Origin of the sequence: Pseudomonas sp. RGM 3321, from assembly GCF_022836805.1 — a bacterium.
Taxonomy (GTDB): Bacteria; Pseudomonadota; Gammaproteobacteria; order Pseudomonadales; family Pseudomonadaceae; genus Aquipseudomonas.
On record NZ_JALHBH010000121.1, the window covers coordinates 71,941 to 95,479 of the forward strand.

The window sequence follows — 23,539 nt, forward strand, 5'->3', positions numbered from 1 at the left end:
GGTTATGAAATTTATCGAGCTGCTGAAGACCAGAAAAGTACGCAGACAATTGCGCAAGATGGACAAGCTGGAAAGGCTTGCCGAGAAAATCAGGTTGCAATACCCGCGAGCTGAAGTGGGTGTAGGTACCTATGGCACCCCGGATATCGTTGAGTTTGGCGATGACTCGGTACTACGGGTAGGCTCTTACACTTCCATCGCCGAGGGCGTGAGGATTCTGCTGGGTGGCGAACATCGCACGGACTGGATCACCACCTACCCATTCCCCGCGATGGTCAAGCAATTGGCAGATATCAAGGACTACTCGCCCAGCAAGGGAGACGTGACCATTGGCAGTGACTGCTGGATATGCGCCAACGCTGTCATTGTTTCGGGCGTTAACATCGGCCACGGTGCAATCGTTGCCGCTGGTGCGATGGTTGTCAGGGATGTGGCCCCCTATTCGGTTGTGGGGGGCAACCCCTGCAAGTTCATCCGCTGGCGTTTTGAAGAGGATGTTCGCGACCTGTTGTTACAAACTGCCTGGTGGGACTGGCCGATGGAGGAGGTCAAGGCCGTAGCGCGAACGTTGTGCAGTTCTGACATGAATGCCTTTCTCGGCTATGTTCGCCAGCGTCAGGCATCGGCAGCGCAGTCGGCCATTGGATAGGGCTCAGTTGATGCCTGGGTGTGGATGTGCTTCAGAAATGCGATGTCGGTTTGCATTTATTTCGAGCCTCAGGGCCTGAATGATCTGGCAGAATAAGGCATTGGCCTGACTCGTCCAGGCAGTCGCTAAAATGATAGAGGGCGTTATGAGTCAAGAAAGCATCAACTGGGACACTCTGGGTTTCGATTACATCAAGACTGACAAGCGCTACCTTTCTCATTGGCGCGACGGTGCCTGGGATCAGGGTTCGCTGACCGAGGACAACACGCTGCATATCAGCGAGGGTTCGACCGCGCTGCATTACGGTCAGCAGTGCTTCGAAGGTCTCAAGGCCTATCGCTGCAAGGATGGCTCGATAAATCTTTTCCGTCCCGATCAGAACGCGCAGCGCATGCAGCGCAGTTGTTCTCGCCTGTTGATGCCTCATGTACCCACTGATGTGTTCATCGAGGCCTGTAAGCAGGTCGTCAAGGCCAACGAACGTTTCATCCCGCCATACGGTTCCGGCGGCGCGTTGTACCTGCGCCCGTTCGTGATTGGTGTGGGTGACAACATTGGCGTGCGTACCGCTCCGGAGTTCATCTTTTCGATCTTCTGCATTCCGGTGGGTGCCTATTTCAAGGGCGGCCTGAAGCCAAACAATTTTGTGATTTCCGGTTACGACCGCGCTGCGCCCAATGGCACCGGGGCTGCCAAGGTTGGTGGCAACTATGCCGCCAGCCTGATGCCAGGTTCTGAAGCCAAGAAACACAGTTTTGCAGATTGCATCTATCTCGACCCGCAGACTCATTCCAAGATCGAGGAAGTGGGTTCGGCAAACTTCTTTGCCATCACCAATAATGATGTGTTCCTGACGCCGAAATCACCGTCGGTGCTGCCGGGCATCACCCGTCTGTCGCTGATCGAACTGGCAAAATCCCGTCTGGGCCTGACGGTCGAGGAGGGCGATGTATTCATCGACCAGCTCGACACCTTCAAGGAAGCGGGCGCTTGCGGTACGGCTGCGGTGATCACCCCGATTGGCGGGATTTCCTACAAGGACAAGCTGCATGTGTTCCACAGCCAGACCGAAGTCGGTCCGGTCACTCAGCGTCTCTACAAGGAATTGACCGGCGTTCAATCCGGTGACATCGAGGCGCCAGCCGGCTGGATCGTCAAGGCCTGATAGCTTGACCTGTATCGTTCCAGCGCCATGCGCTGGAACGATCATTGGCCGCATGCTCAAGGTGCAGCGGCTTTCCCTTCCCCGACCAACTCCTTCGTTGGGCCCAGCACAATCGCCAGATGCCGCAAGTCGTCTACTTCCAAGCCATAACTCTTGCCAGACGGGCTTTGCGTGACCGTTCCCAATGCATATACCGTGAAGAACTTCACTTCTTCTGCGTGGCTTAATAACTCACTGATATAGCGGTTTGAACGATAGGCCTGCATTTGCGCGGGCGATATGTAGAGCGTCACCAGTTTGCCATCGATACGGTCAAAAAACCTGAACTTGAAGCCCAGTCCGTAACGTTGCTCAATCAACCCGCCACCAAATAGCACACGGCCGTTGTCACCCGTTTGCGCGTATTTGATATGGCGAAAATACCCGCGTAGCGACACTTCGCCCTGGCCGGGAATTCTCAGTTTCAACAGCTTGAAATCGTCCAGTGACAACTCGGCCTTGGCCTGTCGATAGCTGTCTACCAGGCGCTCCAGGTTATTGGTGCGGGTTTCGCTGTAGCGAGCGGCCTTGGGTGACGCGGGTTCGCTCAAAGGCTGGCTGACGATGGGCTGCAGATTGCCTGCACCGGTTTTTTCTTCCCCGGATTTCTCTTTGGCCGGTGCTTTAAGCGTCGGGTCGAATATGTCGATGTAGTCATCCAGCTTGCGCTTGGCCTGGCGCAGACGCGTCTGAGCATCTGTTTCTTCGACATGAACGTCCGGCTTTTCGTCTGCGTTCTCATCCACCCATTCACACCCCGGATGGTGATCGTAGTGCGGGTTGGCGCGGAAGTGCGCAGCAACGAAGGTCGGGTTGTCCTGTGGTTTCACGTCATAGCGAACACCAGTCACCTTTGCCCCCATTGCCCTGCAAGCCTCATTCGAACAGAGAAACTCGAAGCGTTTGCGTGGCGGCTCCTGAGAGAAGTATTCGCGTCGGGCAGCAGCGATTGACAGCTCTTGCTGCAACTCGACACAGAATGCGCGTGTGATAGGTTTGCCAGGCTTCATGCGTGCCGTCCTTGTTCGTCCAAGGCACCACGCTATTTCAGGCGCAACGGGCTTGCAACAGAATATGTACGCAGACGCGCATATCGGCTTGAGGCCCTATCCGAAATCTGCGCACTCTGCGCGCTTTGGCCGCGCACAGAGCATACCTCGCATCAGGACAGACGGAAGCGCCCGACGATATTGTTCAGGTCCAGAGCCAGCGTCGACAATTCGCGACTCGCGCTGCTGGTCTGCTGTGCACCCGATGAAGATTGCGCAGACAGGTCACGAATGTTGACCAGATTGCGGTCCACTTCCCGCGCAACGTGTGCCTGTTGTTGCGCGGCGCTGGCGATGACCAGATTGAGGTCGTTGATTTCACTGACTGCTGTACTGATGACGCTCAAAGAATCGTTGGCACCCTCGGCGATACTGAGGGTGTCGCTGGCCAGTTCAGTATTGCCGCGCATGGAACTCACCGCCCGGTCAGTGCCGTTCTGAATATTACTGACCAGACGCTCTATTTCGCTGGTTGATTGCTGAGTGCGGTGCGCCAACGCACGCACTTCATCCGCCACCACGGCAAATCCGCGTCCGGCTTCACCCGCTCGGGCTGCCTCGATAGCGGCATTGAGGGCCAGCAGGTTGGTTTGCTCGGCGAGACCACGGATCACATCCAGAACCTTGCCGATGTCACGCGACTGATCCGCCAGCTCGCCAATCAGCACAGCTGTTTTCTGTACGTCGGTGCTCATGGTGTTGATTGCGCTTACGGTCTTTTTAACGAGGCCCAGACCTGCTTGTGCTGCGCTGGTCGCATTGCTTGAAGAGCGTGCAGTGTGTTCGGCATTACGCGCCACTTCTTCTACCGCACTGGTCATTTCATTGACAGCAGTTGCGGCCTGGTCAATCTCGTTGTTCTGTCGCTGGATGCCCTGAACCCCGTCTTCAGTGATGGCGGTCATCTCTTCAGCAGCGGCAGCCAGTTGGGTCGCTGAGTTTGAAATCTGTTGCAGGGTTTCCCTTAGTTGAGTCTGCATGGCAACCACGGCAGCGGCAACGCTGGTGTTGTCATTGGCATTGACCTTGATCGTACTGCTCAGATCGCCTCTGGCGATGGTGCGGGTAATGGTGGCCACCGTGCCCGGTTCGCCACCGATGGCGGCCAGAATGCTGCGTATGGTCAGCAATGTCACCACGACACCCAGCACCGCAATCAAAAGTGTGGCGGCGATGGACAGGTTGTTGGTCCGGGTGGCACTTGCTTCCTGAGCTTCAAAACGCTCGCCTGCCTTTTGTTTGCCTTGTTCGCGCAGAGTTTGCAGGGTTTTGAAGACCTGCTCGGCGAAGGGTTTGACCTCGGTGCGATTGATGTTGGTGGCGGCGGCGATATCACCCGTCTGGATAACGCTCGTCTGGTGCCGCATACCGTCACGCAACTTTGTGTAGTCGCGCTGCAACTGCTGGGTCAGCGTAACATCCAGCGTTTCAGCGGTGTCCTTGCCGAGCAAAACGGTCAGCTCATCAAGCTTGGCAAAAGCGGCCTCGTTCTCGTTTTTCCAGCCCGCAGTCTGTTCCGGATTGCCGATGGCGATCATGCGCAGGATATTGATGTCCACACGGGTCAGTGCACCGTCGATATTGTTCACGGCCTCGGTGGCCAGAAAATCCCGGTTGTACAGAGCGTCGACATTCTCAGTGGATGTCTTGAGTGTATGGATCATGAAAAACGACAAAGCGATAAACGCCACGATGATGGCGAAGGTCGAGGCCATCAACCGTTGTTTTATGGTGAAACCGCCACGAGGCGCTTGAGTCTGTGACATGGGAGTTCCCCTGTAGGGTTTGTTCGCCTGCTAAATCAGGACCTTGCGAAATGCATCGCAAGTCACCAACTATCGGCTTCCCGGACTCAAGCTTTAGATCAGGAATGGTGGCTAAATGATATTTATTGCGGCTGCACAGGCACCGCCAGCCATTCCCCGAGCGCCTGCTGATACTCGCCAGTGGCCTTGCTCAAGTGCAGCCATTGGTCAACGTAGCTTTTCCAGGTCACATCATCGCGGGGCAACAGGTAAGCCTTTTCGCCGTATTGCATGTATGCGGTCGGGTTGACTGCACACAAGCCTGGCATGCGTTTCTGCTGGTAAAGCGCTTCGGAGGCATCCGTGATCATCACGTCAGCCTTCTTGTCCAACAGTTCCTGGAAGATGGTTTTGTTGTCGTGAAATGCCAAAGACGCCTTCGGCAGATGAGCGCGCGCGAAGGCTTCATTGGTGCCGCCAGCCGGTTCTATCAAGCGCACCGAGGGCTGATTGATCTGCTCGACCGTCTGGTACAGGGCCTTGTCTTCACAGCGCACCAGGGGAATCTTGCCATCGACATCCAGCGTATTGCTGAAGAAGGCTTTTTTCTGCCGTTCCAGGCTGACCGAGATGCCGCCCATGCCGATGTCGCATTTGCCGGCAACCATGTCAGGCATCAGGTTCTTCCAGGTCGTAGGCACCCACTGCACGTTAACTCCCAGGCTCTTGGCCAGCGAGCGTGCCATGGTGATATCGATGCCTTCGTATTCACCGTCTTCGCGCAGCAGGGTATAGGGCGTGTAATCGCCAGTGGTGCAGACTGTCAGCTGGCCGGTTTGCAGAACCTTGTCCAGATGCGACGCGGATTCCTGAGCCTGAGCCTGAGCCATGCCTGTCATGCCCAGCAGCAGGGCGGTGAATGCGCTGTATTTAAGGTTCATCATGAGTCTGAGTGCTCTCAACCGTGCAGTCGGTTTTGTTGGAGTCGACAGATTGCTTCATTTGTCAGGCCGATGTGAAGCTGTAATGAAAACATGAAGTCAAATGTGCGTGCATAAATCAGGGGTTGAACATTTCGTAAAAAAGCGTAATGTTGTGCCCCATGATTCTTGAGCAAATCAAAGCGGTCGGCAATGACACTCGCATGTTGATCATGGAGTGGCTGAAAAACCCGCAAGCCCATTTCCCCCCACAGGACCATGGTGATCCGGCTATAGGCGTGTGCGTCTCGCACATTCAGGCCAAGGCCAGTCTGTCGGCTTCCACCGCGTCTGCGCACCTGGCGATCCTGCAACGCGCCGGGCTGGTTCAGGCGACAAGGATCGGCAAATGGACTTATTTTCGCCGCGACGAGCAAGCCATCGACCGGTTCGCCGATAGGCTTAAGAAAGAACTATGACCCTTTAGCGTTACTTATACATTTCGTCATTTTGCGTAATGTTGAATTGATAGGAGATTGACCATGAGCAATACAACCATCTACGTGCAGGCTGGCGGCGGCTACGATCAGGTCAGCGTTGGCGAAAGCGAAGTGCTGGCACCGAAAGCCGGTGAGATCACTGTGCGTCTGCACGCAAATTCGCTCAACTATCACGACTTCGCGGTCGTCACCGGTATGTGGGCACCGACTGAAAAACGCATTCCCATGGCCGATGGCGCAGGCGTAGTAACCGCAGTAGGCGAGGGCGTCAGCGAGTTCGCTGTCGGCGACTCTGTCGTCAGCACGTTCTTCCCTGAGTGGATCAGCGGCGAGCCGCTGGTTGAAGGTTTCGTCACTGTGCCGGGCGACGGCGTCGACGGTTATGCCCGCGAGCAGGTGACTGCCCGTGCCACCTCATTTACCCACGCGCCACTGGGTTATACCCATGCCGAAGCGTCCACGCTGACCACCGCAGGCCTGACCGCGTGGCGCGCGCTGATGGTCGATGACGCGTTGAAAGCCGGTGATACCGTTCTGGTGCAAGGCACTGGCGGCGTGTCTATTTTTGCGCTGCAGTTCGCCAAGATGGTGGGTGCGACCGTTATCGCGACGTCGTCGAGTGATGAAAAACTGGAGCGTCTGCAAGCCATGGGCGCTGACCATCTGATCAACTACCGTAAGGACAGCAACTGGGGCGAGACGGCCCGCAAGCTGACTGGCGGCCGTGGTGTTGATCACATCATCGACGTGGGCGGCCCTTCGACATTGCAGCACTCCATGACAGCCGCACGGGTCGCAGGGCATATCTCGGTCATCGGTATTCTGAGCGGTGTTGCCGGTCAGCTGGAATTCGTCCCGGCACTGGTCAAGCAACTGCGCATGCAGGGCGTATTGGTGGGCAGCCGCACCCAGCAGCAAGACATGATCCGCGCCATTGATGCCAATGGCATGCGTCCGGTCATGGACCGCTCCTTCCCGATGACCGACATTGTCGAGGCGTTCCGTTATCAGGAAACCAATCAGCACTTCGGCAAGATCTGCCTGGATATCTGAGTGATGCCCCTACGCCGATAGCTGAGCGCAAGTCAAAATCGCTGGTCTGCCAACTTTCGTCATGGCAGGCCAGTCGAGACGTTTTGCATAACTTTCCCCGGTCATCTTTTTGCATCAAGTGCGCTGGTCTGTGGTCACACCCTCTGTGACATCAAGGACGTTGCGTGGCATGCAGCTTCACGCTGCCCACCGTGACGTTCAATCCGATTACCAGATCAGGGACGCATTGAAATCATGAAACCTCATCTTTGGCTAGGCCTGCTTGGCGTTTTCTCCCTCAGTGTCCAGGCTGCATCGCTGGACGTTCCCATCAATCTGGTCAGCGCTGACGGCGCGCCCAAACCTGTTGGCAACGTGACGGTGAGCGAAACACAGTATGGCTTGCTGTTTACCCCGAATCTGAAAGACCTGCCTGCGGGTATTCACGGTTTTCACGTACATGAAAACGGCAGCTGCGAAGCCGGTACGAAGGACGGTAAGAAGGTCGCTGCGCTGGCTGCAGGTGGTCACTTTGACCCGGCCAGGACCGGCAAGCATCTGGGGCCCTACGCTGATGGTCATCTAGGCGATCTGCCTGCGTTGTACGTTAACGCCGACGGCACCGCCCACTATCCGGTACTGGCGCCACGGCTGAAGAAAATCTCGGAAATCAAAGGCCATGCGCTGATGGTTCATGCGGGCGGCGATAACCATTCCGACCACCCTGCACCCTTGGGCGGTGGCGGCGATCGTGCGGCCTGTGGCGTGATCTGATGCGCCGTGCCTGTGTCCGGTTCGGGTGCAGGCACACCAGCGAATAATGCTCGCTCAACCTGTTGGTATGGGCTAGAGCGATGACGAAACAGGAAATCATTGCTCTTGGGGAAGATCAGCGCAGTCCATGCGCTTGATTTATTGCGGGCAAACGCATGTGACTCAGACGTCGAAGAAATCGACCTTGCCGTTTTCCAGGCTGTAATAGGCGCCGACAACCTTGACCTTGCCATCCTTGATCGGATTCATCAGGGTAGGCTCCGAGGCGGTGCGCAGACGCGCGACGGTGCGCTGAACATTGGCCTTGACCGAGTCCTCCAGCAGGCTCGTGCCTTTTTTCGATTTGGCAGTCAGCACGGCAGGCAAAATGGGTTCGATCATCTGGCCAATGGCACCCGGATACACAGTGTTGTCCTCTACCACCGACACGGCGGCAGCTACCGCACCACACTTCTCGTGACCCATCACCACCACCAGTGGCACACCCAGTTGACTGACGCCATATTCGATCGAGCCCAGCGCGGCGGTATCGACAGTATTACCCGCGTTACGCACGATGAACAGTTCACCCAGACCGCGTCCGAACAGCAGTTCTGGCGGTACGCGCGAGTCTGAGCAGGAAATCAGAATGCAGAACGGGGTTTGTCCCTTGGCGATTTCCAGGCGGCGATCACGGTTACGCTCGACATTGATTTCCTTGTCCTTCATGAACGCATCATTGCCGTCGCGCAGCGCTTTCAGCGCTTGGTCGGCAGTCAGTGAAGTACGAGGCGAAGTCGGTGTAGCGGCATTGGCAATCGAAGGTAACTCCATCAGCCCTGCAGCAACAGGAAGACAGCAAGCACACTGAAGGATCTTGCGGCGGGACAAGGACGAATTCATAAAAAGCCTCAGGCTTGTTAACTGTCGAAGGGCATGGACCCGTCGCGCAACGCATTGCACTGCTGGCGTTGATCGAAGAGTCCCTTCACTTCATACAGTTAACGAAATTTTATTTCCAATTGTATTTGTCTTGATACACGGTCTCTGTCGCCAGTGTCGGCCGCCAGTGAGCGTTGAAGACGTTGAGCCGGGCTGCCCGGGCTCAGGCGCGCCATAGGGGGCGCAAGTGCTTATCTATCACCCAGTGAGGCTGCCCGGGCTGAATGCAGACGCCGCCAACCCAGCGCGCTTGATGGCAGTAGTCGGGCCAATAGGCCTTTGCGGCCAATACGTGCTGCCCCAACGGCGTTAGCTTTAGCGAGCGGCGAGGCCATTCAAGTCGGCTGTCTGATTCGATCATTAGCGCGGTTGGAGAATCAATCAAGGGACGCATCATCGCGTGAAACATCATGTCGCCCAGAAACGGTAAAGGCTCGCGCTTGTCCGTCAGCTCAGCAAACACTTGGCCGAAGGTCATTGCCCCGGCTTCGCTGATGCACTGCAACGACAGGCGCTCGGTGAGTGACAGGCCGTCATCGACGCCTGGTAATTCCTGTAGCTGACGTAGCAGGGCCGGGGCAAGGCAGGGCAATGATGGTTGCGCGGTGTGGGCCAGTTCGGCAAGGGCAACCGGCGAGGCGTTGCAGTAAGCCGCCCATGCCTGGCGGGCCAGATGCAGCATTTCCTCAGTCACCGCCTTGCGCTGCGGCCACAGCCAGGCAAGCAGGTCGGGCGCCAGTTGGCCAATGCCGATGAAGCGCTGGACGCCGGGAATCTGGCTCACCTGGATAATTTCAAGCCTGGCAGGCAATTGCTCAAGGACTGCCAGCGTCCTGATCAGGAAGAGCTGGTCGTAGGCATCTGCCTCGCACCACAGCACGCTGTGATCGGCACTGCTCATTTGCTGCAGATCGGTGTATTCATCATCAAACCGGCGTGCGACATCCGTAAGACTCAGCCCGAATGCCTGGCTGATGTACTGGCTGCGCGCTGCCTGATATGCCTTTTCAGGCACAGCCTGAACCGGACCCATGCACAAAGGGTCTGTCAGCATCTTGAAAGAGCCTTTGAAACCCGCGATTTTGAGAGTGTGGGCAATGTCGCTGCCGCATCGCCAATGCACGGTTCTCGCTTCGTCGCTTGCTTCGAAATCCGGATTCCGGGCTGCGAAGTCGACCGCATCGACATGGGCCTTTAGCCTGGGCCAGCTGCTGAAGCCCAATTGCCTCGCGATCAGCCATTGCGCATCCGATAAGGTCGGCGTCGTCTTGTCGAGCAGGATGAGCTGATCAGTTGCAGTGCCGTCTTCCATTCGCAGCAGAAGCTCTTTGGCACGCTTGCGCTGCTGTTCGAGGTTGATACGGCCGTGATGGGACGAGGACTTTTTATTGCTGGGCATACGATCTCCTTGCAAAAACCTTGTCCGCTTGAAGGTCGGGAGTCGTAGTGACGGAATATCGAATCAGAATCCTGGGCGCAGCCCTTTCCGCGGTAGGTGGCGTAGATGGCGCCACGCCGGAATATAGGTAATCGGATGGTCGATTGCAACTTGGCCAGGTTTCCCTGATTGTTTTATTCGGACCCGCTTCGTTACCCTTAACGAAACAGCGACGTTGTCTTTTTACCCAGTGTTCTCGCGAACAAGGATTTACCCATGAAAACGCTCTTCGCACTTGCACTGACCTGTGTTGCCGTTTGTGCGGCAAGCACTAGCGTCAATGCGGCGGTACTGTCTGTACCCGCAAACTCTCAACAAAGCACCACCAGCAACGGCAAGCTTCAGCCCCCCGTGAAGTACGCCACTGTCTGGGCCGACGAGGCAGGTGCCACTCATGTCGAGCATTGCCGTATCGAGGGGCTGGAATTCAAAAGTTACGCGCCACCCGCCGAGCCTCAGTGGATCGGAGTATCGCCCGACGAAGTAGAAAGTATTGCCTACGCGGTACTGCCGCCGGGTTACGTCGGCAGTTGGCACCATGCGCCGGGCCCTCAGTGGGTGATCACCCTACAGGGTCAGTGGTCGGTGGAAACCACTGATGGCACGGTATTGGTTCAGGGGCCTGGGGAAATGCAGTTCAATGCCGACAGCAGCTCCAAAGCAAGGCCTGGCGACAACAGGGTCGGGCATCTGACTCGTACCGTGGGTGATCAGCCCAACGTTCAACTCATCGTGAAACTCAAACCGGATGCTGCTGCCAAACGTTCTTCTGGCCGGTGTGCCTACTGATCAATGGGGCGAAATGCATGAATCGAGTCTTCCGTCATCCAGGCAAGAAAACCACTTCGCTCGTGTTGGCGGGCGCGCTTCTCGCCGCAGGCGCAGTGATGGCTTCAGACGCTTCGCCAATCACGGTGGTTGCCAATAATCCCCGGTTTGCTGCACTCATCCAGCCCAGCGCGCAGGCACAAGTGCTTACCGCCGATGCGCAGTGGGCGGAAGGGCCTTTGTGTTTGCCAGACGGTCGGTTGATCTGGAGTGATGTGAAGGCGAACAAAGTCATGAGCTGGAAAGAGCATGACGGCGTGACTGTATGGCTGGACCCTGCCCATTATCAGAACGGGCATGCTCTGGATGCCGAAGGCCGAGTTATCGCCGCATCCCATGGTGAACGCGCAATAGTGCGACAGGAAGCGGATGGTCAATGGCGCACAGTTGTCGATAGGTACGAGGGCAAGCGCTTGAACAGCCCGAATGATGTCGCGGTCGATGAGCGCGGTGGTATCTGGTTCAGTGATCCAACCTTCGGCGTGTTGAACAAGGCTGAAAGTTATGGCGGCAAACCAGAGCAGGGCGGCGAGTATGTCTACCGCTACGATCCGGAACAAAACCAACTGGCGAGATTGAACACCCCTGAACTTCATTCGCCGAACGGTCTGGCGTTTTCACCCGATCAAAGCTTGCTGTATGTCGCGGACTCGCAACTGGCGCATGATTTCAAGAATCCGAAACTGGCACACAGCATCCGGGTGTATCAGGTGCGCGACGGTGCGCTGAGTAACGGTAAGGTGTTTGCCGAGATTGCCCCCGGCATCCCTGACGGACTCAAGGTCGACGCGCAAGGCAACGTCTGGAGCAGCAGCAAAGAGGGCATTCAGGTGTTCTCTGCCAGCGGCGAGTTGCTGGGGAAAATAAAGGTCACGGCGAAAGACACCGGCAATCTTGCATTCTGTTCTACCGGTTCACAGCACTGGGTTTACATCACCGCTGCCAACAAGGTGCTGAGAATACCCGCTCTTGTTGGCGGCAGTCGGCCGTAAAGCGTCCGTCACCATGAAATACCGATAGCGCCGTGCGGTATTCCTGACGACTCCGCTCGCAGACCACCTCAATAAATCGCGTCGTCTGTCTGTGCGATGTCGACACGGTTGCGGCCCAGGCGCTTGGCTTGATAGAGCGCTTTGTCTGCGCGCTGGATCAGGCTTGCTGCTGTTTCTCCGGGGCTGAGTTGCGCAACCCCCAGAGAAATAGTCACTGAGCCTGTATCCGGTATCAACAGACTCTCAACGCCCTTGCGAATGCGGTCGGCCAATTCAGCGGCATGACTCAGTGAGCTATCAGGCACCAGTATCAGAAACTCTTCTCCTCCCCATCGGGCCGCGACATCCTGCAGGCGGATCCGTTGTTTGAGGATGACTGCAACGCTGGTCAATACCCTGTCGCCAGCGGGGTGGCCGTATCGGTCATTGACCGATTTGAAATGATCGATGTCGCCGATGATAAGGCTGAACGGCCTGCCCGATATCCGCGCGGTATTGATCAGACGCTCAAGGGTGTGTTCCGCTGCCCTTCGGTTATTCAGCCCGGTCAGCGGGTCGCTGTGAGCAATTTCCAGCAACTTCTGTTCACGGCCCAGCCGTGTCGTTACATCCTGGCTGATGCTGACGTAATGCGTGATGGTTCCCTCCAGGTTACACAGCGGGGAAATGCTGTGTTCTGCATAGAACAGGGAGCCGTCCTTGCGCCTGTTTATGAAGGTCGTACGAAAGGGCATACCACTTGCCAACGCTTCATTGAATTGGGCATAAAACATCTCATCATGCTTACCAGAACTAAGCACTCGCGGGTTTTCGCCGATGATTTCCGGCGCGCTGTAACCGGTGATGTGCTGAAAGGCCTCATTGGCAAAGACGATAGTGGAGTTGCAATCGGTAATCATGATTGGATCAAGCGCGGCGTTCAGCGCCTGAGCCAGCAAATACTGTTCGCGCTCCGCCCGAATGCGCGGGCTGATGTTTTGCTGAACGGATACAAAGTTGTAAACCGCACCCGCTTCGTCGCGCACGGGGGAAATTTTCCACTCGACGACATAGGGGCTTCCGTCCGCGCGGTAATTAACTGTCGACCCTTCGAAAAGAGGCTTTCGCCCAGGCACTTGCGCATACGCTCGATCACCTGACGATCGGTGTCGGGTCCTTGCAGGATCCGTGGCGAAAGGCCTATCAATGCCTCTGCTGCGTAGCCGGTCATCGCGCAGAATGCCGGATTGACATACACAATGAACGGGCCGCCATTGGTCAGATTGGCATCGGTGATCAAAACGGCATTGAATGACTGCTCGACAACTGCTTCAAGCAAGGCAAGGCAAGGCAAGGCGCTGGCTGGATGAGGTCATCTGATGTCCTGTCGAGTGATCCGTTAAATTGATCGCGGCTCTGATCAGATAATGGGTGACGCAATGCCGGGCGGGTAGTGAATGCAGTGGGTTGGACCGCAGGCACCAGGCACTTGTTGCACAGGCACTATACCCACATGATTCAAAGGGTGCATTACGTGCGTAACGACTATATCCGTTGCGCTGCGGGGCGTCTGCGACTGACGCTGCCGCGGGTGCTGCGATGATTCAGGACATTTAGTTCTTTACCCGAATTTCTGACCGGCTTGGCAAATACTGTCCAGGCGCATGCACATTGAAGAGCCCGCCGAGTTGGGCGAGTTGTTCAGTGCCAAGCCTGATACCCGTCGCCAGCCCGGGTTCGGTATTTCCTTGCTGATCATTCTTCTGCCGGTGATTCTGATGGTCCGCGAATACTTCGGCCTGCAACTCAAGCAAACCTTTTGGGTCGGCGTTACAGACGATTGTTTCGGTAGGGGGCTGATAGGTACGCTGTTGTTGTGGCATTGGCTGGTCTGAAACGGGATTGGCGCAGACAGGTCTCTCGTTTGCGCCACATCTGGTAAACAAGGTGTAATCTGTCTCGTGTCGAAAAGCATTTTTTCGGGCTACTATGAAGTCGTTCACGCTCACCTAAGCACAAGGACCAGGAGGATTCATGCCTAAAGCCGTCAACAAAGCATTGTCTGAAGAGGCCACTCAAAAGCTTGAAGCTCAGATCCCGGCTCAGGCTTCTCTTGCGACACGGATGGCTTACGAAAAAGCCAAGGCAGCTGGTCGTACCGTTGTGCTTTCCAAGGGCGGATTTATCGTTGCCGAACGAGCAGACGGTACCGAGCAAATTGTTTGTGCTTCCAAACCCCGTCGCAGCGTGAAGGCTGGAGTTTGCTTCAAAATCGGCTCTGGGGCGTCCGCCAGTGCCGGTTCCTAGACTCCGTGTATTTGCAGGGCCAAACGGCTCTGGCAAAAGCACCATTAAGCGTCTTCTTGATCCTGATTTAATCTATATATACGTTAATGCTGACGACCTGGAACGTGAGGCGGGAGAGAACGGTTTCATAGACCTCTCGCCTTTCTCCGTGAGCCTCGATCAGCAAGCGTTTCCAAGACTTTTTTACTTCTCATCCGTTGATCGTCAGAGAACAGCTGGGGGCTCAGGCCGAGCATTTCACTATTGTCGGTCAATCCCCTGATGATCGACTCGATCCAGATAAATTCGTACCACTCATCGGTCGTCGCTGATTTCATCCGGCATCAATTGCTTGAACAAGCCGCCAGCTTCACTTTTGAAACGGTTATGTCGAGCGTACTTGTTTGACAACTCCGGTGCGGAGGCAGAGCTTCCGACATTCACGTCCTAGGCACATTCCTGCCTGACACCGAGCGACTAGGCCCAGCTCCGCACTGCAGGTTCGCTGGTTTTCAGATAATCAACGACCTGTCGATGGTAAGGCAGTGGCGTCAGGCAGGTGATATCCAGCGCAATGTTGTTCACGTTTTACGCCCGGACAGTTCTAGATGGCCGTCGCAACTCAACAGCGCTTGTAATCTTTCCTGGCCGACGTCGACCGGAACTATCCACCAATGGGTACGATTGTCGTAGCGGGCGCCGTCAGGAATGGTCACGGCGTTACCGGCTTTTGGTGGATGTTTGTCAAAATACGCGTTGATGGATTCAGCAAAAAAATTCGCATCTTTGTCAGGGCAGTGCATTTCGTCGCCATCACCACTTTGCGCCAGCCATGCAACCGCGAGGATCAACAGCACCAACAGTACGGCTCGTGTCATTGTGGGCTTCCATTTCCGGAAAGTGCTGAGGATAGCGTTAATAGCTGAACAACGACGAGCACGCTGTTTTCCTCTGAAAGGCGTTTTGTCCAACTCACGTATCGCAAGCCTGCCACCGGTGTACCATGTCTGACTTTTTCGCACCTGAGGATGCGGCTGCCATGCGTGAGTTTCTAGAGGTTTTTCGTAATCGCGCACTGGACGTCATGTCATCCGCTTTGCCCGCCCAACCGCTTCTTGAAGATTTTGCCATTGCGCTGCAAGTCAGATTGCCGGGTGCCGTCGTCGGCATCAACGTGCTGGATAAGGCCGGCAGAACATTTCGGCAGTCTATTTTCCCGAACCTGCCGTCCGGTTTTTCTCAAGCTCTGGTGGGTAACATCATCACCGGCAAGCGCGGCTCATGTGGACTAGGCATATTGACCGGGAAAACCATCGACGTTCCGGACGTGGCAAACGACCCGCGCTTTTCGCAAGAGTGGAAAGCGCTCTTCGCCCGACATGATCTGCACGCGATGATTTCGATTCCGGCACTGAGCGCTGATAACAACGCCCAGGGAAGTATCGCAATCATCCATCCGCTGGGCATGTCGCTGACTGTTGAGCAGCGCGAGTTTCTGCAATTGGCATCATCGTTATGTGCGCGCATCTGTGCGTATAGCAGGTCGCAGGAATCCAACGCGCTTATTCTGGGCGAGCTTGAGCACCGTATTCGAAATCTGTTTCTGACGATTGGCGGTCTCGCCAATCTGACCTTGAAACGATACCCCGACGTGAGGCAGTTTCGGGCGGTGTTTAGCGAGCGGCTGGTAATGATGCATCGCGCGCACTCGCTGGCACTGAGCACGTGCGAAATCGAAATGGCTGCCTTACTGCAGGAAATGCTCGCGCCTTATCAAAAAGACTGTGCTATCAGTTTTTCCGGCCCTGATGTCTTGCTGACCCAGGAGGCCGCATCGGCGCTGGCACTGGTGATACATGAGCTGTGTACCAACGCCACCAAGTACGGCTCGCTGTCTCGGGAAGCGGGAGAACTGAATGTGCAGTGGGGGATTGTTGCGCAGGGCAGTGATGATCTCGAGCCTGTTTTCAGGCTGGTCTGGGCGGAGAGCGGCGGCCCGCAGGTCGATCAGCCGAGCCGCAAGGGTTATGGCACGGCGATGATCAAGGGCAGCCTGAGTAATGCGTTTGATGGTTCGGCAACGTTCTTCTACGAACCGGTCGGGCTGAGGTGCGAAATATCCGCACCGTTCACCGGCAAACTCGGCAGAAGCAACTGATAATCGTCAATGCTTCATGCTTCATGCCGCCGCCGCGCATCACTGAGCATCGATATGGTCAGTTTGCGCACTTCGAGTTTGCTGATTTCCACATGAGAGCGCAGTAACAACAGCGCTTCGTCCCGTTTGCGTGCCTGCAATGCATTGAGGATCGCGGCGTGCTCCAGGTAGGTATGTTCGATGCGGGCGCTTTTGAAGAAGTCCAGTCTGCGCACGATGCGAATGCGCTCGGTCACTTCCTGATGAACACGGGCCATTTCCAGATTGCCCGAGGCGGCCACCAGTTGGGTGTGAAACTGTTCGTCGAGGTCTGCGACGACCTGCATATCGATCTGCCAGTGGCTGCGATCAATCAGCCAGTGCTGACGTAGCACATTGAGTTCCGGATGCACGTCGTGGGATGCACAGATACGCTCGACCGCAGCACATTCAAGCACGATGCGCAGATCGTACAACTGGTCGATCTGGTCGAAATCCAGCGGTTTGACTGACCAGCCCCGTCGAAACTCGACGTCCAGATAACCCTCGCGCTGCAGCCGGTACAACGCGTCACGCACCGGCGTGCGTGACACCTGATAACGGTCTGCCAGTTGCGTTTCGGTGAAGCGGTCGTAGGGCAGCAGATAGAAGTCGAAGATCTCCTGCTTGAGCCGACGATAGACGTCTTCTGCCAGCGCGTTGGTGGTGTTGGGGGAATTCAAGGGCGTGGCTCCAGGCTGCTCATGTCAATGCTGACATGTGCGGCAACGACTTTCCAGCCGCCGTCCAGGCGTGCCCAGGTTTGCATCTGCCGTCCCAGACGCTCAGTAACGCCATCGTGAAACTCGGTGCTGACGGTGGCGAAGTCTTCACCGAACGTGCTCACCACGGTGCGTAATAACTTTCGACCGGGCCCGACTGGCTGACAGTGGCGTCGATAGCGCGCGATGGCTTCGGCACCGTGCAGGTTTTCCGCGACGCCATAGCGGACGGTCTGTTCGCAATTCCAGAAATACCCATCCAGCGTGGTCAGCTCATTGGCCAGCAGGGCGCGCTCGTAATCAGTGAACGCGCTGGTCACTTCGGCGACTATGTGCGCAAGGTTGATTTCCATCAGGGTGTACTCCTTGTTTGCAGGGCCTGTTGCAGATCGGCCAGTGGCGCTGCACGCCCGACAATCGCGTTTTGTGCGGTGATCATGTCCAGAGTGGCTTGTTTGAAGGCCGGGAAATAGCTTTCGGTCGCATCTTCGATCAGCAGGCAGCGATAACCCCGATCACTGGCTTCGCGCATGCTGGTCTGCACGCAGACTTCGGTGGTAACGCCTGCGAAGATCAAATGAGTGATCCCGGCGTCGGTCAGCCGTTGATGCAGGTCGGTGGCGAAGAACATGCCCTTGCCGGGTTTGTCGATGACCCACTCGCAGGCGAGCGGCGTCAGGCTGTCGATAATCTGATTGCCGGGTTCGCCGCGAATCAGGATGCGGCCCATCGGGCCCAGGTCGCCGATACGCAGGCCCGGTGAACCTTGGGCCAGCTTGGCGGGCGGGCAGTCTGCGAGGTCCGCGCTGTGTGATTCACGAGTATGTATGACCACTATGCCCTGATCACGGGCCAGCGCCAGCAGTTGTTGCACCGATGGCACGATGGCCTGCAAAGGTGCGACATCGTTGCCCAGCGCGGCACCAAAGCCGCCGGGTTCGAGGAAGTCGCGCTGCATGTCGATGATCACCACAGCGGCACAGGAGGTGGCGAACGTGAAACAGTCCGGACGCGCATTGACGCTGATCATGCCGGTTCTCCGGCAAGCTGCTCGGCACCGGCCATGTGTCGACCCAGCTCGGTTCGATCAGCGGCCGCTGCGCTGGTTTCAAAAACCAGTTCGCCGTCATGAATGACCACGATGCGGTCTGCCAGGCTCAGCAGCTCGTCGAGGTCTTCACTGAGCAGCAGGACTGCTGTGCCGCTGTTGCGCGCATCGATCAGGCGCTGGTGGATAAGCGCGACGCTGGCAAAGTCCAGGCCGAATACCGGATTGGCGACGATCAGCACCGCGACGTCACGGGTCAGTTCACGCGCCAGTACGGCGCGCTGCACGTTGCCTCCCGACAAGGTGCCGATTGGGCGGTTCGGGTCGTTGGGCGAGACCTTGAACTGTTCGATCAATGTGCGTGCCTGTGCGCCTATTGCATGACGATCAAGACGCCAGCCCTGACGGCACAGCGGCGGCTGGTCGAAGTTGCGCAGGGCCAGATTGTCGGCCACGCTGAAGCTGCCGATACAGGCGTTGCGCAAGGGCTCCTCGGGCAGGCTGAACACGCGCAGGCGCTGCATCTGTTCACGCTGCGCATGGTAAGGCTGGCCATCGACCGATATCTGTCCGGCACTGAAGGGTCGCTGGCCGAGCAGGGCTTCGGTGAGTTCGCGCTGGCCGTTACCGGAAATACCCGCAACCCCGACGATCTCTCCCGGCTGCACCGCCAGAGACAGGTTTTTCACCGCCAGCGTGCCTTTGTCACCGGGTACATCCAGCCTCTCTACCTGCAACTGGGGCGTACGGGTTGCCATTACCGGCCGATCGTTGCTCACGCTACGCACTTGCGCTTCGCCCATCATCCAGGCAGCCATCTGCTGCGTGGTGGTGTCGGCCACTGTCGCTGTGCCTACCCAGCGGCCCTTGCGCAGCACGGTGACGTCATCGGCATAGGTGCTGACTTCGCGAAACTTGTGGGTGATCATCAGCACGGTGAGTTCACCGCGATGCGCCATCGTCTGCATCAGCCCCAGCACTTCATCGGCCTCTTGCGGCGTGAGTACCGAGGTCGGTTCATCGAGAATGATCAGCCGACGTTGCAGATATAGCTGCTTGAGGATTTCCAGTTTCTGTTTTTCACCTGCGGCCAGACTGCTGACCGGCCGATGGATATCCAGACGAAAAGGCATCTTTGCCATGAAGGCTTCGAGGCGCTCGTGCTCGCTGGCCCAGTTGATACGCCACGGCAGATCACCGCGTGAGAGCACCAGGTTTTCAGCCACGCTAAGGCCCGGCGCGACGGTGAAGTGTTGATACACCATACCGATATGCAACTGATGAGAATCACGCGGGGAGCTGATCGCATGCTCGCGGTTGTTGACCAGAATACTGCCCGATTGCAGCGGGCTGTAGCCGATGATGCCTTTGACCAGCGTGCTTTTGCCGGCCCCGTTCTCGCCGAGCAGGGCGTGGACAGTGCCGGCGCGGATCTTGAACGACACCTCGTCCAGTGCGCGAAACGTACCGAAATGCTTGCTGGCAGCAATCGTCTCAAGGCTTGGGGCGTGCATGTTCATGCTCCAAACAGGTCGCGAAACATTGAGGAATGTCCCACTGCGCCGAACACGCCGCCCTGCATTTTGACCATGCTCAGGGCCGCCGCATGGTTGCCGGGATCGGTCGCGCCGCAGCAGTCTTCCAGCAGCACGCATTCGAAGCCGCGGTCATTGGCTTCGCGCATCGTGGTGTGCACGCAGACATCGGTGGTGATGCCGGTCAGGATCAGGTTGTCGATGCCGCGTGTGCGCAGGATCAGTTCCAGATCGGTGGCGCAGAAGGAGCCTTTGCCGGGTTTGTCGATAATGATTTCGCCAGGCAATGGTGCCAGTTCGTCGATGATTTCCCAGCCCGGTTCGCCACGCACCAGAATCTTGCCGCACGGACCAGGGTCGCCAATGCCGGCGCCGACGCGCTGTGAGCGCCAGCGTTTGTTGGCAGGCAAGTCACTGAGGTCCGGGCGATGACCTTCGCGGGTATGGATGATGGTGAAGCCCAGCGGGCGCATTGTGGCGAGCAGCGCCTTGATCGGCTCGATGGGCGCACGGGTCAGCGCCAGATCGTAACCCATGCTGTCCACGTAGCCGCCGACGCCGCAGAAGTCGGTCTGCATGTCGATCACGATCAAGGCCGTGTTGTGCGCATGCAATTGCCCGTTCCAGGGCCAGGGGTAGGGCGCCGATGCAATATGACGTTCGCTCATGGCGTTACTCCTTCCAGCTGCCGGGGGTGGGTTTGAAGTCGCGCTCGGGGGCCGCAAAACCGCACGAGCTGCCATCGGTATGCACGACATCGTCTTCCCACGGCAGACGGTATCGGCCTGCGCTCAGATCGTGCATGTAGGTGTAAGGGCAGTCGCGTGCGCCGCCCTTGACCGCCACATAGCCGCGATGCCCGAATTGATAGATGTTGTTTTCCACGCCCCAGTGCACACGGGCTTCGCGGACCAGGTCGGGGCGCAGTTCGCAGCAGACGATTTCGTCGGCCCGGCCGCCCCCTTCGGCCATGATCGTGCCGTCGAAGTCGACAAACATCGCCTCGCCCATGGAGTCGAACGTGCCGTCGGAGCCGCACATGCAGACGCTCGCGGTCTGCATCAGGTTGGTGAAAGCGTTGCTCTGGTTGGTGATCTTCCACGAGTGACGGATCGGTGCGGTGTAACCCGCTGTGCGCAGCATGATGTCGGCACCCTTGTAGGCGCACTCGCGGGCCATTTCCGGAAACATGCCGTCGTGGCAGATGATCAGCGCCAGCTTGCTGCCACGCGGCCCATCGCAGACCGGAATACCCAGATCGCCAGGTTCCCAGGGCTCGACCGGCACCCACGGATGGAGCTTGCGGTAATACAGGCGAATCTCGCCGAGGTCATCAACGATCAGGCCGCTGTTGAATGGATTGCCGTGGAGGTTGGCTTCCATGATCGAGAAGCAGCCCCATATGCGCTGCTCCCGGCACGCCTCACGCAGCGCCAGGACTTCCGGCCCGTCGAGGCTGCACATGATCTCTGGCGCGGTGCTCATGGACAGGCCATGCAAGGAGTACTCGGGAAACACGATCAGGTCCATGCCCGGATTGCTGCGTCGCGCCTTGGCCACCATGCTGACCACTTTCTGCGTTTGTGCCCACAACGCCTCGCGGGTGTGAGGATCAGGCAGCGCCAGTTGCGCCAGGCCGATCACCACACCATTGGGCGACTTGTTCAAACCACCAAGACCACTGGCCATGTGCATGCCTCCTCGAAAAGATCAGTTCATCGCGTCAGGCTGAGTTCACCAGGTGCGCCGTTCAGGGTGCGACCACGGCGGCAAGTGGCGTACATCACCACCAGCGTCAGCGCATAAGGTGCTGCGGCAAACAGGTAATAGCCGGTGCTGATACCGACCGCTTGCAGGGCCGGGCCGATGGCACCGGCTGCGCCGAACAGCAACGATGCCCACAGGCACGCCAACGGGCGCCAACGAGCGAATATCACCAGCGCGACGGCCATCAATCCTTGCCCGCTGGACAGCCCTTCATTCCAGCTGCCGGGGTAGTAAAGCGACAGGTAAGCGCCGCCGATTCCGGCCAATCCGCCGCCGACCGCTGTCGCCAGAATGCGCACCTTGAGCGGGCGATAGCCCAGCGCCTGAGCGGTTTCGGCGTGGTCACCGACCAAGCGCAGCATCAGACCCCAGCGCGTGGTGCGCAGCCCCCAGTGCAGTACGAATGCCAGCGCTGCGCCGACGAAGAACAGCACATTGATATTCAGCGCCGAACGCACGCGTTCTTCGTCGCTCCAGGCACCCAGCGCCAGCGAAGGCAGCATGGGCGCTTGCGGCTGGATAAAGGCTTTGCCAAGAAAAAACGCCAGCCCGGTGCCGAGCAGAATCAGCGCGATGCCGAACGCGATATCGTTGACCCGAGGTAACGAGCACGCCAGGCCGTGCAGCAGGCCCAACAGAATGCCGACCCCGGCGGCAGCGCCAACGCCCAGCCACGCCGAGCCGCTCAGGCACGCAACGGCGTATCCGGACATCGCGCCGGCAACCAGGATACCTTCCAGCCCCAGGTTGATCCGGCCGCTTTTCTCGGTCAGGCATTCGCCCAGGCTGACGAACAAGAAAGGTGTTCCGACGCGGATCGCGCCAGCCAGCAATGCCAGCAGAAAGGTACTCAGGTCGATATCAGCCATGTTGCAGTGCTCCCTTGTCGACCGACGCAGACGACGCCGTCAGCCTGATCTTCCAGGCGGCGATACGCCCACCAAGGGCTTCCCAGAGCAACAGGTTGGTGAACAGCAACCCTTCAAGAATCAGCGTGGTGGCGTCTGGCAGGCCAAGCCGTCGTTGCAGCAGCCCGCCACTGGCTTCCAGCCCACCCAGCAAAATGGCGCAAACGATAATGGCCAGTGGATGATGGCGTGCGGCGAAGGCGACCAGAATGCCGCTGGTGCCGTAGCCAGCAATCAGTGCGGCGTTGGCGCTGCCTTGCACAGCAGTGACTTCGAACATTCCAGCCAGACCCGCTGCCGCGCCGCCCAGCAGGCAACTGAGCAGGATCAAACGGTCCACCGGCAAGCCGATCATCAACGCCGTGCGTACGTTGCCGCCAACCACGGCGAGGGCAAAACCCTTGATGCTGTGGCGCACCAGTACGTACGCCAGGAGACAGGCGATCACGCCCGCCCCCAGACCCCAATGCACTTCGAAACCGTCACTGATGGTGCCGATCATATAGGCATCGTCCAGCGGCGGAGTCGAGGGCTTGTTCAGGCTTGCCGGGTCGCGTAACGGCCCTTCTACCAACTGCCGGAACAGCGCCAGAGCGATGTAGGAAAGCAGCAGGCTGCTGATCGTTTCGTTGACTCCGCGACGCTGGCGCATCCAGCCACTCAGACCGATCCACAGCGCGCCCACGCTCATCGCCGCCAGGGCCATGCAGACGAGCATCACCCCGGCTGACAAAGGGCCGAGCCACAAGGGTGTCACTGCCGCTGCCAGACCGCCCAGTACCAGCGCGCCCTCGCCGCCGATAATGATCAGCCCGGCCCGAGCGGGCAGGGCGACGCACAATGCGGTCAGCATCAGAGGCGCAGCGCGTTGCAGGGTGTTTTCCAAAGCGAACCACGAGCCGAACGCACCTTCGCCGACCAGTCGCAGGGCTTGCCAGGCAGGCTTGCCCTGAACCGCCAGAAACAGCCCGAACAGCACGCACGAGGAAAACACCGCCAACAACGTAGGCAGCCCCGGCAGCAGCGCGCTGGCCAGGCGGCGCAGACTAATGGATAGGCTCATGAA

The 23,539-nt window shown here is 57.8% G+C and carries 24 protein-coding genes and 1 pseudogene; 10 read left to right on the forward strand and 15 right to left on the reverse strand.

The window, feature by feature from the left end; all coding sequences use genetic code 11:
• The first annotated feature begins 4 nt into the window (after nt 1-4).
• Entirely contained in the window at nt 5-649 is a 645-nt protein-coding gene (locus tag RGM3321_RS25815) for a CatB-related O-acetyltransferase (protein ID WP_244395408.1), read from the forward strand.
• Nucleotides 650-794: 145 nt separating this feature from the next.
• Nucleotides 795-1,814 (forward strand): branched-chain amino acid aminotransferase, encoded by a 1,020-nt coding sequence (locus RGM3321_RS25820; protein WP_244395409.1) that lies wholly within the window; start codon nt 795-797, stop codon nt 1,812-1,814.
• Between the two features lie 56 nt (nt 1,815-1,870).
• Here RGM3321_RS25820 and RGM3321_RS25825 read toward each other — a convergent pair whose 3' ends face one another.
• From RGM3321_RS25825 to RGM3321_RS25835, 3 genes are all read right to left on the reverse strand, one after another.
• Nucleotides 1,871-2,863 (reverse strand): ATPase, encoded by a 993-nt coding sequence (locus tag RGM3321_RS25825; RefSeq protein WP_244395410.1) that lies wholly within the window; start codon nt 2,861-2,863, stop codon nt 1,871-1,873.
• A 152-nt stretch (nt 2,864-3,015) separates the two neighbouring features.
• Nucleotides 3,016-4,668, reverse strand: a complete 1,653-nt coding sequence (locus tag RGM3321_RS25830) for a methyl-accepting chemotaxis protein (RefSeq protein WP_279614138.1) — start codon at nt 4,666-4,668, stop codon at nt 3,016-3,018.
• Nucleotides 4,669-4,790: 122 nt separating this feature from the next.
• Nucleotides 4,791-5,591, reverse strand: a complete 801-nt coding sequence (locus tag RGM3321_RS25835; RefSeq protein ID WP_244395411.1) for a transporter substrate-binding domain-containing protein — start codon at nt 5,589-5,591, stop codon at nt 4,791-4,793.
• 146 nt (nt 5,592-5,737) lie between these two features.
• Between RGM3321_RS25835 and RGM3321_RS25840 the strand changes: the two genes are divergently transcribed.
• The 3 genes from RGM3321_RS25840 (at nt 5,738) to sodC (ending at nt 7,873) form a co-directional block, all read left to right on the forward strand.
• Nucleotides 5,738-6,046, forward strand: a complete 309-nt coding sequence (locus tag RGM3321_RS25840; RefSeq protein WP_074594616.1) for a helix-turn-helix transcriptional regulator — start codon at nt 5,738-5,740, stop codon at nt 6,044-6,046.
• 63 nt (nt 6,047-6,109) lie between these two features.
• The gene (locus tag RGM3321_RS25845; protein WP_058401709.1) at nt 6,110-7,120 is read left to right on the forward strand and encodes an NAD(P)-dependent alcohol dehydrogenase; all 1,011 of its coding nucleotides are present in this window, start codon (nt 6,110-6,112) and stop codon (nt 7,118-7,120) included.
• 234 nt (nt 7,121-7,354) lie between these two features.
• The gene (sodC, locus tag RGM3321_RS25850; RefSeq protein ID WP_244395412.1) at nt 7,355-7,873 is read left to right on the forward strand and encodes a superoxide dismutase [Cu-Zn] SodC; all 519 of its coding nucleotides are present in this window, start codon (nt 7,355-7,357) and stop codon (nt 7,871-7,873) included.
• A gap of 162 nt (nt 7,874-8,035) precedes the next feature.
• Here the strand turns inward: sodC and RGM3321_RS25855 are convergent, their stop codons facing one another.
• Both RGM3321_RS25855 and RGM3321_RS25860 read right to left on the reverse strand, forming a co-directional pair.
• On the reverse strand, nt 8,036-8,755 hold the full coding sequence (locus RGM3321_RS25855) for a carbonic anhydrase (protein WP_244395413.1): 720 nt from the start codon (nt 8,753-8,755) through the stop codon (nt 8,036-8,038).
• A 202-nt stretch (nt 8,756-8,957) separates the two neighbouring features.
• Entirely contained in the window at nt 8,958-10,193 is a 1,236-nt protein-coding gene (locus RGM3321_RS25860) for a DUF1835 domain-containing protein (RefSeq protein WP_244395414.1), read from the reverse strand.
• A gap of 255 nt (nt 10,194-10,448) precedes the next feature.
• Here RGM3321_RS25860 and RGM3321_RS25865 point away from each other — a divergent pair, with 255 nt between their 5' ends.
• Both RGM3321_RS25865 and RGM3321_RS25870 read left to right on the forward strand, forming a co-directional pair.
• Nucleotides 10,449-11,021: a hypothetical protein gene (locus tag RGM3321_RS25865; RefSeq protein WP_244395415.1), complete on the forward strand. Its 573-nt coding sequence runs from the start codon at nt 10,449-10,451 to the stop codon at nt 11,019-11,021.
• Between the two features lie 17 nt (nt 11,022-11,038).
• Complete coding sequence (locus RGM3321_RS25870) at nt 11,039-12,052, forward strand: SMP-30/gluconolactonase/LRE family protein (protein ID WP_244395416.1); 1,014 nt, start codon at nt 11,039-11,041, stop codon at nt 12,050-12,052.
• A 68-nt stretch (nt 12,053-12,120) separates the two neighbouring features.
• Here the strand turns inward: RGM3321_RS25870 and RGM3321_RS25875 are convergent.
• Nucleotides 12,121-13,407 (reverse strand): annotated as a pseudogene (locus RGM3321_RS25875) (diguanylate cyclase).
• A gap of 288 nt (nt 13,408-13,695) precedes the next feature.
• On the opposite strand from RGM3321_RS25875, the gene RGM3321_RS25880 reads away from it, so the two are divergent.
• Entirely contained in the window at nt 13,696-13,926 is a 231-nt protein-coding gene (locus RGM3321_RS25880) for a hypothetical protein (RefSeq protein WP_244395417.1), read from the forward strand.
• 139 nt (nt 13,927-14,065) lie between these two features.
• On the forward strand, nt 14,066-14,338 hold the full coding sequence (locus RGM3321_RS25885; RefSeq protein WP_005745863.1) for a hypothetical protein: 273 nt from the start codon (nt 14,066-14,068) through the stop codon (nt 14,336-14,338).
• Between the two features lie 560 nt (nt 14,339-14,898).
• Here the strand turns inward: RGM3321_RS25885 and RGM3321_RS25890 are convergent.
• Nucleotides 14,899-15,195 (reverse strand): hypothetical protein, encoded by a 297-nt coding sequence (locus RGM3321_RS25890; RefSeq protein WP_244395418.1) that lies wholly within the window; start codon nt 15,193-15,195, stop codon nt 14,899-14,901.
• 161 nt (nt 15,196-15,356) lie between these two features.
• Between RGM3321_RS25890 and RGM3321_RS25895 the strand changes: the two genes are divergently transcribed.
• Nucleotides 15,357-16,475, forward strand: a complete 1,119-nt coding sequence (locus RGM3321_RS25895; protein WP_244395419.1) for an HWE histidine kinase domain-containing protein — start codon at nt 15,357-15,359, stop codon at nt 16,473-16,475.
• A gap of 14 nt (nt 16,476-16,489) precedes the next feature.
• Here the strand turns inward: RGM3321_RS25895 and RGM3321_RS25900 are convergent, their stop codons facing one another.
• From RGM3321_RS25900 to RGM3321_RS25935, 8 genes are read right to left on the reverse strand one after another with little or no spacing between them, the layout of a single operon-like run.
• Nucleotides 16,490-17,176, reverse strand: a complete 687-nt coding sequence (locus tag RGM3321_RS25900; RefSeq protein ID WP_058401719.1) for a GntR family transcriptional regulator — start codon at nt 17,174-17,176, stop codon at nt 16,490-16,492.
• Nucleotides 17,173-17,568, reverse strand: coding sequence for an oxalurate catabolism protein HpxZ (gene hpxZ / locus RGM3321_RS25905; RefSeq protein ID WP_244395420.1), 396 nt, complete (start codon nt 17,566-17,568; stop codon nt 17,173-17,175). The genes RGM3321_RS25900 and hpxZ overlap by 4 nt, the downstream gene beginning before the upstream one ends.
• Entirely contained in the window at nt 17,568-18,245 is a 678-nt protein-coding gene (locus tag RGM3321_RS25910) for an isochorismatase family cysteine hydrolase (RefSeq protein WP_244395421.1), read from the reverse strand. Before RGM3321_RS25910 ends, hpxZ begins: the two co-directional genes overlap by 1 nt.
• On the reverse strand, nt 18,242-19,783 hold the full coding sequence (locus RGM3321_RS25915) for an ABC transporter ATP-binding protein (RefSeq protein ID WP_244395422.1): 1,542 nt from the start codon (nt 19,781-19,783) through the stop codon (nt 18,242-18,244). Before RGM3321_RS25915 ends, RGM3321_RS25910 begins: the two co-directional genes overlap by 4 nt.
• A complete protein-coding gene (locus RGM3321_RS25920) occupies nt 19,780-20,466 on the reverse strand; it encodes an isochorismatase family cysteine hydrolase (protein ID WP_244395423.1) in 687 nt (228 codons plus the stop codon). The genes RGM3321_RS25915 and RGM3321_RS25920 overlap by 4 nt, the downstream gene beginning before the upstream one ends.
• Nucleotides 20,467-20,470: 4 nt before the next feature.
• Nucleotides 20,471-21,487 (reverse strand): formamidase, encoded by a 1,017-nt coding sequence (locus RGM3321_RS25925; RefSeq protein WP_244395424.1) that lies wholly within the window; start codon nt 21,485-21,487, stop codon nt 20,471-20,473.
• A 26-nt stretch (nt 21,488-21,513) separates the two neighbouring features.
• Nucleotides 21,514-22,434 carry an ABC transporter permease gene (locus RGM3321_RS25930; RefSeq protein ID WP_058408961.1) on the reverse strand — a complete coding sequence of 307 codons (921 nt, stop codon included), beginning with the start codon at nt 22,432-22,434 and terminating at the stop codon, nt 21,514-21,516.
• Entirely contained in the window at nt 22,427-23,536 is a 1,110-nt protein-coding gene (locus RGM3321_RS25935) for an ABC transporter permease (RefSeq protein ID WP_244395425.1), read from the reverse strand. Before RGM3321_RS25935 ends, RGM3321_RS25930 begins: the two co-directional genes overlap by 8 nt.
• Nucleotides 23,537-23,539: the final 3 nt, after the last annotated feature.

Bases quoted from the DNA above. Each gene is read 5' to 3' on its own strand.
- RGM3321_RS25815 (WP_244395408.1), top strand. From the start codon at position 5: ATGAAATTTATCGAGCTGCTGAAGACCAGAAAAGTACGCAGACAATTG.
- RGM3321_RS25820 (WP_244395409.1), top strand. From the start codon at position 795: ATGAGTCAAGAAAGCATCAACTGGGACACTCTGGGTTTCGATTACATC.
- RGM3321_RS25825 (WP_244395410.1), bottom strand. From the start codon at position 2,863: ATGAAGCCTGGCAAACCTATCACACGCGCATTCTGTGTCGAGTTGCAG.
- RGM3321_RS25830 (WP_279614138.1), bottom strand. From the start codon at position 4,668: ATGTCACAGACTCAAGCGCCTCGTGGCGGTTTCACCATAAAACAACGG.
- RGM3321_RS25835 (WP_244395411.1), bottom strand. From the start codon at position 5,591: ATGATGAACCTTAAATACAGCGCATTCACCGCCCTGCTGCTGGGCATG.
- RGM3321_RS25840 (WP_074594616.1), top strand. From the start codon at position 5,738: ATGTTGTGCCCCATGATTCTTGAGCAAATCAAAGCGGTCGGCAATGAC.
- RGM3321_RS25845 (WP_058401709.1), top strand. From the start codon at position 6,110: ATGAGCAATACAACCATCTACGTGCAGGCTGGCGGCGGCTACGATCAG.
- sodC (WP_244395412.1), top strand. From the start codon at position 7,355: ATGAAACCTCATCTTTGGCTAGGCCTGCTTGGCGTTTTCTCCCTCAGT.
- RGM3321_RS25855 (WP_244395413.1), bottom strand. From the start codon at position 8,755: ATGAATTCGTCCTTGTCCCGCCGCAAGATCCTTCAGTGTGCTTGCTGT.
- RGM3321_RS25860 (WP_244395414.1), bottom strand. From the start codon at position 10,193: ATGCCCAGCAATAAAAAGTCCTCGTCCCATCACGGCCGTATCAACCTC.
- RGM3321_RS25865 (WP_244395415.1), top strand. From the start codon at position 10,449: ATGAAAACGCTCTTCGCACTTGCACTGACCTGTGTTGCCGTTTGTGCG.
- RGM3321_RS25870 (WP_244395416.1), top strand. From the start codon at position 11,039: ATGAATCGAGTCTTCCGTCATCCAGGCAAGAAAACCACTTCGCTCGTG.
- RGM3321_RS25880 (WP_244395417.1), top strand. From the start codon at position 13,696: ATGCACATTGAAGAGCCCGCCGAGTTGGGCGAGTTGTTCAGTGCCAAG.
- RGM3321_RS25885 (WP_005745863.1), top strand. From the start codon at position 14,066: ATGCCTAAAGCCGTCAACAAAGCATTGTCTGAAGAGGCCACTCAAAAG.
- RGM3321_RS25890 (WP_244395418.1), bottom strand. From the start codon at position 15,195: ATGACACGAGCCGTACTGTTGGTGCTGTTGATCCTCGCGGTTGCATGG.
- RGM3321_RS25895 (WP_244395419.1), top strand. From the start codon at position 15,357: ATGCGTGAGTTTCTAGAGGTTTTTCGTAATCGCGCACTGGACGTCATG.
- hpxZ (WP_244395420.1), bottom strand. From the start codon at position 17,568: ATGGAAATCAACCTTGCGCACATAGTCGCCGAAGTGACCAGCGCGTTC.
- RGM3321_RS25910 (WP_244395421.1), bottom strand. From the start codon at position 18,245: ATGATCAGCGTCAATGCGCGTCCGGACTGTTTCACGTTCGCCACCTCC.
- RGM3321_RS25915 (WP_244395422.1), bottom strand. From the start codon at position 19,783: ATGAACATGCACGCCCCAAGCCTTGAGACGATTGCTGCCAGCAAGCAT.
- RGM3321_RS25920 (WP_244395423.1), bottom strand. From the start codon at position 20,466: ATGAGCGAACGTCATATTGCATCGGCGCCCTACCCCTGGCCCTGGAAC.
- RGM3321_RS25925 (WP_244395424.1), bottom strand. From the start codon at position 21,487: ATGGCCAGTGGTCTTGGTGGTTTGAACAAGTCGCCCAATGGTGTGGTG.
- RGM3321_RS25930 (WP_058408961.1), bottom strand. From the start codon at position 22,434: ATGGCTGATATCGACCTGAGTACCTTTCTGCTGGCATTGCTGGCTGGC.
- RGM3321_RS25935 (WP_244395425.1), bottom strand. From the start codon at position 23,536: ATGAGCCTATCCATTAGTCTGCGCCGCCTGGCCAGCGCGCTGCTGCCG.